The sequence below is a fragment of the uncultured Ligilactobacillus sp. genome (assembly GCF_948826705.1).
GTDB lineage: Bacteria > Bacillota > Bacilli > Lactobacillales > Lactobacillaceae > Ligilactobacillus.
Genome location: NZ_CAQLEL010000078.1, coordinates 1 through 9,949, shown reverse-complemented (window position 1 = coordinate 9,949; position 9,949 = coordinate 1). Strand labels below are relative to the sequence as shown.

The following is a 9,949-nucleotide window of genomic DNA, read 5'->3' as shown; positions in this document are numbered from 1 at the left end:
CTCTTTTTTTAAGGTGTAAAATTTAACTATTTTGATACGATCTGTGCTAAACTATTCTTGTTAATGTAAGTGCTTTAATTGCTAATTTTAAAGCTTTTTTAAATATTTAGAGAATGGGGTGTAGAGGAAGATGAGTACACGTGAAAGATTTGAAATGACTGAGATAAATGGACGTGATCGCTTGTTTTCACCAACTAAAACGATCATTGAGACTGCCTTTTATGGAAATAATGTTCAGGCGGTAACTGACTTAAAAATGGCATATGAGCTAGCTAAAAAGAGTCCAAAAACGATCGTGACCGATCAACCGATCAAGCATACCAGTGAACTAGGCTTGCCTAAAGATGCTGTGATGTTAGTTGATAATCATGGGCGAGTTGTAGGTAGAACAGCAGCTGCACGGAAGATCTTAGACCGCCCTGGGGTAGATAATGCTGAATTAGAAGCTGTTTTGCGCGAAGCAGTCTATCAAGGTGAAGTGCGTCAGTTTTATCAAGCGCAAGCGATCGTAGGCTTGGACGAAGAGTTCATGTTAAAAGCTCATTTAATGGTACCAAAGGGATATGAGGTCAATTTGCTATCGTATTTACTGAATTTCCAGATCCTTGATCCTGAGTATGCCAAGCGCTATGCCACTTCCAAACCGTACAGTGAAGACGATATATATATCTACTGTGATCCTGAATGGCATGATCCTCAATATCCAGATGGTTTAGCGCTTTTTGATCCGGAACATAATGTGGCTGCGATCTTAGGCCTACGGTATTTTGGTGAGTTAAAGAAGTCGACTTTGACGCTGGCTTGGGCAACAGCGCATCGTAATGGCTATACCGCTTGTCATGGGGGCGAAAAGACATTTCATTTCAAAGACAAACAAGATAAAGTCTTTGCTTTCTATGGTCTTTCAGGTTCAGGTAAATCGACCTTGACCCACGCTAAACACGCTGGAAAGTTTGATGATATCACGATCTTACATGATGACGCTTTTATCATTGATCGTAAGAATGGGAGTTCGATCGCCCTTGAGCCAGCGTATTTTGACAAGACAAGTGATTATTTACCTGGTTCAAAAGAAATGGAGTACTTCACTACGGTAATGAATGTCGGGGTCACTCAAGATATGCAGGGCAAAAAGACTTTGGTGACCGATGATCTACGCAATGGCAATGGGCGGACGATCAAGTCGCGTTATTCAGCTAAAAACCGGGTCGATCGTGAACAAGCACCACTAGATTCGATCTTTTGGATCATGAAAGATGATAGTTTACCACCAGTCGTTAAATTATCGGATCCAGTGATCGCAGCGACATTTGGACTGACTTTAGCAACTAAACGTTCGACTGCGGAAAATGTTATCGGTGAATCCCGAGACAAGCTAGTGATCGAGCCTTTTGCTAATCCATTTAGAGTTTATCCGTTGACAGAGGATTATCAAGACTTCAAGGAACTCTTTGAAAAACAACAGGCTAATTGTTATATCATCAATACGGATTCGTATAATGGTAAAAATATCGATAAAGATACGACTTTGGGGATTTTAGAAGCGATCGCCAATGAAACGGTCGATTGGACTGAATTTGGTGCATTACCACAGATGAGTTATCTAAGTATTCCGGGGTATGAAGTTGATCTAAATGATGCCACCTATGCTAAAAAATTACGCCAACGTTTGCAAGATCGTCTAGATTGGGTAAATAATTACACCAAGACTCATCCTCAAGAAGAGTTGCCAGTTGAGATCACCACAAAATTAGAAGAATTGATCACAAAACTGGGATAAAAAAAACAAGTGAATTTATAATCTAAATTCACTTGTTTTTTATTTTGTCTATATTATTGACTGTAGTATATTTTCTTATTAAGATTTACTTAGATAAAAAGCTGAAACTAGCGGAAAAGAATATATATCCATAAAAGCAACCAATTTAAATTAAAAAAATTCAAAATAAAGTTTTTAACTTGCTTATCCTTAATGTACAAAAGAAAATTGTAGTAAGATACAAACTCAAATAGAATTATTTTGGAGGATAGAATGATGTCGGAAAGAAACAATAAATTATTAACTGAAAAAGATTTGAATTTTATATTGCCATTATCTATGTTGCCAGTAGAAAAAAAGTTTAATATTTTTAATTTAAATAGAATATCAAATGATGAACTTTTTTCCTCAGATGTGTGGGCGTATTTTCTGACCCCAGATGAACAGCATAAGATGAAAACTATTTTTTTAGAAGCACTGTTTAAATTAATTTTAAAAGATGAGTACAATAATGAATTTTCCCAAAAGCTCAGAAATATTAAAGTTTCTCGAGAAGTAGTTACCAATGCTATTAGTAAATCTGAAGATTCTAAATTGGGCAGGATAGATATTGAAATAGTAGGTGATTTTGGTGTATTGATCATAGAGAATAAAATAAATTCTGGGGATGAAAACAACCCATGGGGAAGTTATTATAGTAGAGCTAAAAGGGATTTAGCAGATCTACGCATCGAATCAGGAAAGATTTATGCAGGTTTTTTAACAAAGTATGCTTTAGATCCAAAAAATGAAGAATTTGAAAGGATCAAAGGCTTAGAGTGTACAGATTTTAAATTAACTTATAGGCAGGTACTTGAGCAGGTAGAAAAAATAATAAAGGAACAATATGATGTTGCCAATTTTGAAAATAGAAGCTTGGAGTTATTTAGACAATTTTTAGAGTTTTCAGGGAGAAGGAGAAGAAGTATGGATATCCGAAAGGGAATACACGTATGTGATGTGTTTAAAAGTGATATAAAAGTAGCAAATGAAAATATTAAGGAACTAGATAAAAGTATTGATGCTTGGTTAGATGAGTTGATTAATAAGATCAAAGATAGGTATGGGAATAAAGCTGAAAGCATATTAGGTTCAGCTTGGGGAACGAGTTGGGGAAATGGCAATAGCAACAATGAATTGATAGTTGGAAAAGAGCCATATGCTCATTGGATATTTCGAGGAAACAACACGAATGAAATGACGTACAAGGATGGTAGTGGAAATTTTTCAATAGAGTTTTATTATGTAAGATCTTGGGGGGAAAAGGAGTCTGAAGATACTAAAGGATCGGTTTATTATAAGTTTTGGAGTGGAGAAAAGCAAAAAGGTATAAAACCTAAGAAATTGGCAGATTTTTCAGAGGATATAGATGAAGTAGCAGATAAAGCTGTAAGTAAAATAGAAGAGATTAGAGAAAGAAAATGCTGATAGTGCAAAAAAAGCGGATGGAATTGCTATCAAATCCATCCGCTTTTTTGCAATTATCAGCTCTTGAGCCAAAAGTGGTAAGTCAAAATGACTAAGCTTATAGTATAGATCGTACCTACGCTAAACAAGATCAGGCTTAACATATCTGTCCTAGAGTCAGCAAAAGCTAATAAGATCAAAGCCAAAGATGAGCATGATCAAAGCAACATGTTTACCAGCTTTAGCGGCTGCTAGCGGTGAAATGTCACCAAAAGTGTTACCAGCCAGCAAACGTAACCATTTACCTCTAAAAAATTGAATACATAGCACTAAAAATGATCCACCGACAGTTAGTAAAAAAAATTTGCATTCTTATCACCCATTCAGTGTGGCAGGTCACCAAGCTAATTTACCATAGTAAGCTTTATTTTTGGCTTTTAGGTCAAGACGTGCCCAGTAATCGAGGATCGCAGCAATACAAAAACACAGCGGTTCATCGGCCTGTTCAGCAATATGAAATTCTAAGGCAGTCCCAGTAGCTGTTTGAACTTCTGAGATCGTCATGATACATTGGCGTCCATGGTAGACTTTGTAGTTAAATGTCATTAAATTACCGATGATAAACCAATTGAGCCCTTTGACAAAGAGCATTTCATGGCTGATACCATAATAACGTCGCAAAGAACCAACATGGTGGCGTTTGTTATAGAGATCAAATTTTGGAAAAAAGCCAAGGGTCCGCTGTTTGATCTCGGCTAGTCTTTCACCTGTAACGTCATAGACCGATAAGACGCCAGGTGAAAGCCCCCATTTGCCAACTAATAGGTAGATCAGGCGACCAGAACTATCTTTGACGCGGATGGTCCCGCGATTTGACAGTTCGGTGCGTCGAGTATATAGATTGCGCACATTAAGCACCTCGCTCTTGCTAGCACTGATTGACTTTAATTTTTCTTAGCTAAAACTTCTTCGATCGCGATCCCAGCACCATCTTCGGTGTTAGGAGCAGTGACGTATTTAGCCAACAGCTTAACTTCATCACTGCCGTTGCCCATAGCGTAACTGATCCCAGCAGCTTTGAGCATTGAGACGTCATTGTTATTATCACCAATTGCCATTACATTGTCCATTGGGATATTCAAGCTATCCGCATAGGCCTGAAGTGCGACACCTTTTTGAGCATTGACGTGGTTGATCTCAATATTTCCGGGACCCGAGGATGTGATCACAAGATTATCATTTTTAGAAAGTTCATCTTTGATCGGTCCTAAAACTTTTTGCCCTTCAGGACTAAAGACCACGATCTTGCCGATGACAGTTTTAGGATCATCAACTAGGTCCATATAGTTGTCAACATAATTGATATTCATAAGTTCCATCCGAGCTGAAGCCAGCGTCACAGCTAACTTATAAGGTGTATCAGGACTAATGCTTGCTAATAATTCAGCAAAATTTTCGATCCGTTTAGCCTTATTATCAGAGCAAACACCTTTAGCTGTGATCACTTCAAAGTAGAGTCCATTTTTTTTCAAAGTCAACATGATCTTTTTGGCAATGGAGTCTGGGATCGGAGCAGCGCTGATCTCTTTACCTTCTTCGTCTAAAACAAAGGCACCATTCAAGGTGATCATTGGGCAGTTAAAGCCTGCTTCAGTGATCAGCGGCTTAACTTCATCGTAAGCACGTCCAGTTGAAACGATAAAATGGACTCCTTGTTTTTGTGCTTCTTTGACTGCAGCAGCGTTTCGCTTGGAAATGACCATTTTGTCGTTTAACAATGTTCCATCCATGTCAGACGCAATAATTTGAACCATAGTATAAAATCCCACCTTAATTTATCTAATGTCTTCATTCTAACATGAAAGTAAAAATTTTACACACTCAGTACTTGTAAGCGCTAACAGTGTTATTATTTTTCAGTTATGGTAAAATTAATGCGAGGTGTAATATATTGAAAGAATTGATTCATAATGATTGGCAGCAAGTTTTAGCGCCAGTGTTCGAATCGGAAAACTATGCCAAACTGCATAACTTTTTAAAATATGAATATGGTCATTACGTGATCCATCCGGATATGTACCACATCTTTGAGGCCTTTGAATGGACTCCTTTTTCACAAGTCAAAGTGGTGATCTTAGGCCAAGATCCGTATCATGGACCAAATCAAGCTCATGGTTTGAGTTTCTCAGTTTTACCTGGGGTCAAAGTCCCACCGTCACTGCAAAATATCTATAAAGAATTGCAAAGTGACTTAGGGATCGCGCCAGTAAACCATGGTTATCTAAAAAAGTGGGCTAAGCAAGGTGTATTATTGCTCAATTCGGTCCTGACTGTTCGAGATGGGCAAGCATTTTCTCATCGTGATCAAGGCTGGGAAGCTTTAACAGATCTAGCCATCCAGGAATTATCCAAGCGACCTATGCCAGTTGTATTTATCTTGTGGGGAAAAGCAGCACAAAATAAGCTGGCTTTGATCGATCAGAGTAAAAATGTAGTCATCATGTCACCACATCCGAGTCCCTTATCGGCAAGTCGGGGATTTTTTGGTTCAAAACCATTTTCAAAAACGAATGCAGCTTTAGAGGCAATGGGGGAAACACCGATCGACTGGCAATTGCCACAGACCGTAAACGTGTCACAAAAAGGAGGATTTTAAATGGAGATCTTAGAAACATTAAAGCAAAAAGTAAGTAAGCAAACACTGACGTTGGTCTTCCCAGAAGGAAATGATAGTCGGGTCGTTAATGCAGCTGTTCGCCTAGCGAAAGAAAAATTATTGACGCCGATCGTGCTAGGCTCTAAAGAACAAGTTCAAGCGCATAGCCGTGAACCTTTACCACAAAATTTACAAGTTCTAGATCCAGAAACTTATCCTAAAGAAGAGTTTGATAAATTAGTTTTAGCTTTTGTGGAGCGCCGTAAGGGAAAAAATACGCCAGAGCAAGCTGCCGAGATGTTAAAAGATGTAAACTATTTTGGTACGATGTTGGTTTATTTAGGTCAAGCAGATGGAATGGTCTCGGGTGCGATCCACTCAACTGGGGCGACAGTTCGACCAGCTTTACAGATCATCAAGACAAAACCAAATGTTAGACGGACGAGCGGGGCTTTTTTGATGTTACGTGGCGACGAAAAATATATTTTCTCAGATTGTGCGATCAATATCGAGCCTGATGCCCAAGATCTAGCTGAGATCGCGGTCGAGAGTGCTAAGACCGCACGTTTATTTGATATTGAACCCCGGATCGCTTTGATGAGTTTTTCGACTAAAGGTTCTGCTAAGTCACCGTTGGTTGAAAAAGTGATCGAAGCGACTAAGATCGCTCAAAAATTAGCTCCTGAAGAAGAGATCGATGGCGAATTACAATTTGATGCTGCTTTTGTGCCAGGGGTCGCTGCCAAAAAAGCACCTGAATCACCGATAGCTGGGAAAGCCAATGTCTTTGTCTTTCCAGAATTACAATCCGGCAATATCGGATATAAGATCGCGCAACGTTTAGGTGGCTTTGAAGCAGTCGGTCCGATCTTACAAGGGTTGAATCGACCAGTTTCAGACTTGTCACGGGGATGTGACGAAGAAGAAGTCTATAAAGTATCATTGATCACAGCCGCACAGGCAGCAGATGGGAAGTAACATGGAATTTCAAGTAAGTAATGCAGAGCAGACACAAGCGCTCGCTCAAAAATTGGCCACATATTTAAAGCCACAAGATCTTATTTTGTTAGATGGTGATCTTGGAGCAGGAAAGACGACTTTTACAAAGGGGTTAGCCAAGGGGCTTGGGATCAAAAAAAATGTCAAAAGTCCGACCTTCACTTTGATCCGTGAATACCATGAAGGGCGTTTACCCTTGTATCATATGGACGTTTATCGTTTAGAAGATACTGGTGGGGCCGATCTGGGGTTAGAAGAATATTTTAATGGTGAAGGTGTCAGTGTAGTCGAGTGGTCACAATTTGTCGCCGATGAACTTCCAGCGCAATATTTGGTCGTCAAGCTGTTAAAAGATGAAACAGATGATGATAAGCGCACACTGGTCTTTGAACCACATGGCACTCACTATGAACAATTGATAGCTAACTTATAGTTGGCAACAATGTTATAAGCTAAAAATTGTTTGCCAACACAATAACAAAGGACCTACCATGATCTTAGATCATGCTAGGTCCCTTGTTATTTACACGGTGTTGAGCGCATTAGCGCACACTTTTTAATTATTTATTGTATTGACGCACAAAAGGTTTTAATTTTGTTGGGCCGAATTCTTTAGCTTGGTGTAATAAGATCTCAGCACAAGCATGGCTATCAAAAAGCGCATTGTGGTGATGTTTTAGGTCGATCCCTAAACTATCACAGACGGTGTTTAATTTGTGGTTGGGTAGATCTTGATAAAACTTCTTACTAGTTTTGACGGTATCTAAGACCATAAAGCTCGGTGTTACTAGATCATAAGCGGCTAGTGTTTTATTTAAGACACTACAGTCAAATGGTGCATTATGGGCTACTACTAATTGATCTGGGGTAAAAAAGCCACTGATGTGAGGCCAAAGTTCCGCAAATGTAGGGGCATTGGCGACATCTTTGGCTGTAATGCCATGGATCTTGGTGTTAAAGCTCGAAAAGTTAGTCTGTGGATCGATCAAAGAATAAAGCTCATCAACGATCTGACCATCGCGGACAACAGAAAGCGCTAATGAACAGGCACTACTTCGTTTAGCATTAGCAGTTTCGAAATCAAAAGCAATAAAATTCATTGATAACTTCCTTTCATGTCATGATAAATTCAATTTAGTTCATTGGTTTCTAGTAAGATCGGGCAGTGATCGGAACCAGTTATCTCAGGTAGGATCTGACTATTCTTTATTTTTGGAAGTAAGGCATTGGAGCAGATGAAATAATCGATCCGCCAGCCAGCATTGCGTGATCTAGCATTGAAACGATAGCTCCACCACGAGTAAGCCCCAGTTTTATCAGGGTAGAAGTGTCTAAAAGTATCGGTGAAGCCTCGCGCTAATAAGGCAGTCATCGCTTGGCGCTCTTGGATACTAAAACCGGCATTTTTTTGATTTGGCTTAGGGTTTTTGAGATCGATCTCATTATGAGCAACATTTAGGTCACCGCATAAGATGACTGGCTTTTTGGTTGCTAAATCGGTCAGATAGTCGCTAAAAGCAACTTCCCATCGAAGGCGAAAATCCAAGCGCTTTAATTTATCTTGCGAATTAGGGGTATAACAATTTACAAGATAAAAATCTGCATACTCTAGCGTTAAAACACGACCTTCTTGATCGAATTCAGCGAGCTTGAGTCCTTTGGATACAGCAAGCGGTTTTTTCTTGGTAAAGATCGCTGTTCCTGAATAGCCCTTTTTTTGCGCATAATTCCAATATTGATAGTAATTAGGTAGATCTAGGTCAACTTGACCTGCTTGGAGTTTGGTTTCTTGTAAGCAAAAGAAGTCAGCATCTAAGTCGGTAAAAACTTCTAAAAAATTTTTCTTTAGAACAGCTCGCAAGCCATTCACATTCCACGAAATAAATTTCATCAGCATGCCTCACTATTAAATAAACTTATTTACCTAAGGATAAGCCAAGGACTATCGCAAGTCAAAATAAAAAATGGTAAAATTAAGAAGATAAAAGAGATTTAAAGGTGTAAAACATGACAATGACAATAAATGAAAAAATCATAAATGAATTTCCTGAGATCAAGATCCGTTTAGCTGAACCGTTATCTTTGTACACCAATACAAAAACAGGTGGGCCAGCGGATATCGTGGCATTTCCTACAACGGGCAAACAAGCACAAGCTTTAGTTTTATTTGCTAAGGAAAACGACCTTCCCTTAACTGTGATCGGAAATGCTAGCAATTTGATCGTACAAGATGGTGGTATCCGTGGCCTAGTGATGATCCTGACTGAATTAAATGAGATCTGGTGTGATGGTAGCAAAGTATATGCTACTGCGGGGGCCTCTTTGATCGAAACGACCGAAGTAGCGTATCAACACGGCTTGACCGGTCTAGAATTTGCTGCTGGTATTCCAGGTTCGATCGGGGGAGCAGTCTTTATGAACGCTGGGGCTTACGGTGGTGAGATAAAAGATGTTTTAGCGAAAGTTACCGTTGTGACGCCTCAAGGTGAGCTAAGAACTTACACTAATGAAGAATTAAGATTTGGTTATCGGATGAGTCGTTTACAAGCTGAAGATGATATCGTATTAGAAGCAGTTTTTGAATTGGCAACAGGTGACAAGCAACAGATCCGTCAACGTATGGATGAACTCAATTTCTTGCGGGCATCTAAACAACCACTGGAGTATCCGTCATGTGGGAGTGTCTTTAAACGCCCAGTTGGCCATTTTACGGGGAAACTGATCCATGATGCAGGGCTTCAAGGCTTTACGATCGGTGGAGCGCAAGTATCTAAAAAACACGCTGGCTTTATCGTAAATATCGGTGGGGCAACGGCGACAGATTATTTGGCCGTGATCAAGCATATTCAAGCTGTGATCTTAAAAGAATTCGATGTACGATTGGAGACTGAGGTTCGGATCATCGGTGAAGAAAAATAAAATGAAACTATAACAAAAGACCCATCATGGGCACTGGGGTCCGTCAAGTATACAGTTTAAATAGAAAAATAGTTTATGCGGTTTGAACGCGGAATTTTTCTGCGGTCAAGCCGTTTTTTGATGCATATGCACGTTGCGTGTTGAAATATTCAATAGATTCCTTTACTGAT

At 39.4% G+C, this 9,949-nt stretch carries 11 protein-coding genes; 6 read left to right on the top strand and 5 right to left on the bottom strand.

Annotation, left to right across the window (positions count from 1 at the left end; genetic code table 11):
- The first annotated feature begins 130 nt into the window (after nt 1–130).
- Both Q9Q35_RS05360 and Q9Q35_RS05355 read left to right on the top strand, forming a co-directional pair.
- Nucleotides 131–1,780 (top strand): phosphoenolpyruvate carboxykinase (ATP), encoded by a 1,650-nt coding sequence (locus Q9Q35_RS05360; RefSeq protein ID WP_304652479.1) that lies wholly within the window; start codon nt 131–133, stop codon nt 1,778–1,780.
- A gap of 255 nt (nt 1,781–2,035) precedes the next feature.
- Nucleotides 2,036–3,226 carry a PD-(D/E)XK nuclease family protein gene (locus Q9Q35_RS05355; RefSeq protein ID WP_304652478.1) on the top strand — a complete coding sequence of 397 codons (1,191 nt, stop codon included), beginning with the start codon at nt 2,036–2,038 and terminating at the stop codon, nt 3,224–3,226.
- Nucleotides 3,227–3,382: 156 nt separating this feature from the next.
- Here the strand turns inward: Q9Q35_RS05355 and Q9Q35_RS05350 are convergent, their stop codons facing one another.
- The 3 genes from Q9Q35_RS05350 to Q9Q35_RS05340 all read right to left on the bottom strand — a co-directional run bounded on the left by Q9Q35_RS05350 (nt 3,383) and on the right by Q9Q35_RS05340 (nt 5,019).
- Entirely contained in the window at nt 3,383–3,535 is a 153-nt protein-coding gene (locus Q9Q35_RS05350) for a hypothetical protein (protein ID WP_304652477.1), read from the bottom strand.
- A gap of 66 nt (nt 3,536–3,601) precedes the next feature.
- Entirely contained in the window at nt 3,602–4,114 is a 513-nt protein-coding gene (locus tag Q9Q35_RS05345; RefSeq protein ID WP_304652476.1) for an LURP-one-related/scramblase family protein, read from the bottom strand.
- Between the two features lie 35 nt (nt 4,115–4,149).
- Entirely contained in the window at nt 4,150–5,019 is an 870-nt protein-coding gene (locus Q9Q35_RS05340) for a Cof-type HAD-IIB family hydrolase (protein ID WP_304652475.1), read from the bottom strand.
- A gap of 137 nt (nt 5,020–5,156) precedes the next feature.
- Between Q9Q35_RS05340 and Q9Q35_RS05335 the strand changes: the two genes are divergently transcribed.
- The 3 genes from Q9Q35_RS05335 to tsaE are packed head-to-tail and all read left to right on the top strand — an operon-like array spanning nt 5,157 to nt 7,293.
- Nucleotides 5,157–5,861, top strand: coding sequence for a uracil-DNA glycosylase (locus Q9Q35_RS05335; RefSeq protein ID WP_304652474.1), 705 nt, complete (start codon nt 5,157–5,159; stop codon nt 5,859–5,861).
- The gene (pta, locus tag Q9Q35_RS05330) at nt 5,862–6,839 is read left to right on the top strand and encodes a phosphate acetyltransferase (RefSeq protein ID WP_304652473.1); all 978 of its coding nucleotides are present in this window, start codon (nt 5,862–5,864) and stop codon (nt 6,837–6,839) included. It abuts the gene before it with no gap.
- Nucleotide 6,840: 1 nt separating this feature from the next.
- Entirely contained in the window at nt 6,841–7,293 is a 453-nt protein-coding gene (gene tsaE, locus Q9Q35_RS05325) for a tRNA (adenosine(37)-N6)-threonylcarbamoyltransferase complex ATPase subunit type 1 TsaE (RefSeq protein ID WP_304652472.1), read from the top strand.
- 127 nt (nt 7,294–7,420) lie between these two features.
- On the opposite strand, the gene Q9Q35_RS05320 is transcribed toward tsaE, so the two are convergent.
- Both Q9Q35_RS05320 and Q9Q35_RS05315 read right to left on the bottom strand, forming a co-directional pair.
- The gene (locus Q9Q35_RS05320; protein WP_304652471.1) at nt 7,421–7,960 is read right to left on the bottom strand and encodes a 3'-5' exonuclease; all 540 of its coding nucleotides are present in this window, start codon (nt 7,958–7,960) and stop codon (nt 7,421–7,423) included.
- A gap of 29 nt (nt 7,961–7,989) precedes the next feature.
- A complete protein-coding gene (locus Q9Q35_RS05315; RefSeq protein ID WP_304652470.1) occupies nt 7,990–8,751 on the bottom strand; it encodes an exodeoxyribonuclease III in 762 nt (253 codons plus the stop codon).
- A 122-nt stretch (nt 8,752–8,873) separates the two neighbouring features.
- Here Q9Q35_RS05315 and murB point away from each other — a divergent pair, with 122 nt between their 5' ends.
- Nucleotides 8,874–9,779: a UDP-N-acetylmuramate dehydrogenase gene (gene murB, locus Q9Q35_RS05310; protein WP_304652480.1), complete on the top strand. Its 906-nt coding sequence runs from the start codon at nt 8,874–8,876 to the stop codon at nt 9,777–9,779.
- The last annotated feature ends 170 nt before the right edge of the window (nt 9,780–9,949 follow it).

Bases quoted from the DNA above. Each gene is read 5' to 3' on its own strand.
- tsaE (WP_304652472.1), top strand. From the start codon at position 6,841: ATGGAATTTCAAGTAAGTAATGCAGAGCAGACACAAGCGCTCGCTCAA.
- pta (WP_304652473.1), top strand. From the start codon at position 5,862: ATGGAGATCTTAGAAACATTAAAGCAAAAAGTAAGTAAGCAAACACTG.
- Q9Q35_RS05320 (WP_304652471.1), bottom strand. From the start codon at position 7,960: ATGAATTTTATTGCTTTTGATTTCGAAACTGCTAATGCTAAACGAAGT.
- Q9Q35_RS05355 (WP_304652478.1), top strand. From the start codon at position 2,036: ATGTCGGAAAGAAACAATAAATTATTAACTGAAAAAGATTTGAATTTT.
- Q9Q35_RS05360 (WP_304652479.1), top strand. From the start codon at position 131: ATGAGTACACGTGAAAGATTTGAAATGACTGAGATAAATGGACGTGAT.
- murB (WP_304652480.1), top strand. From the start codon at position 8,874: ATGACAATAAATGAAAAAATCATAAATGAATTTCCTGAGATCAAGATC.
- Q9Q35_RS05340 (WP_304652475.1), bottom strand. From the start codon at position 5,019: ATGGTTCAAATTATTGCGTCTGACATGGATGGAACATTGTTAAACGAC.
- Q9Q35_RS05315 (WP_304652470.1), bottom strand. From the start codon at position 8,751: ATGAAATTTATTTCGTGGAATGTGAATGGCTTGCGAGCTGTTCTAAAG.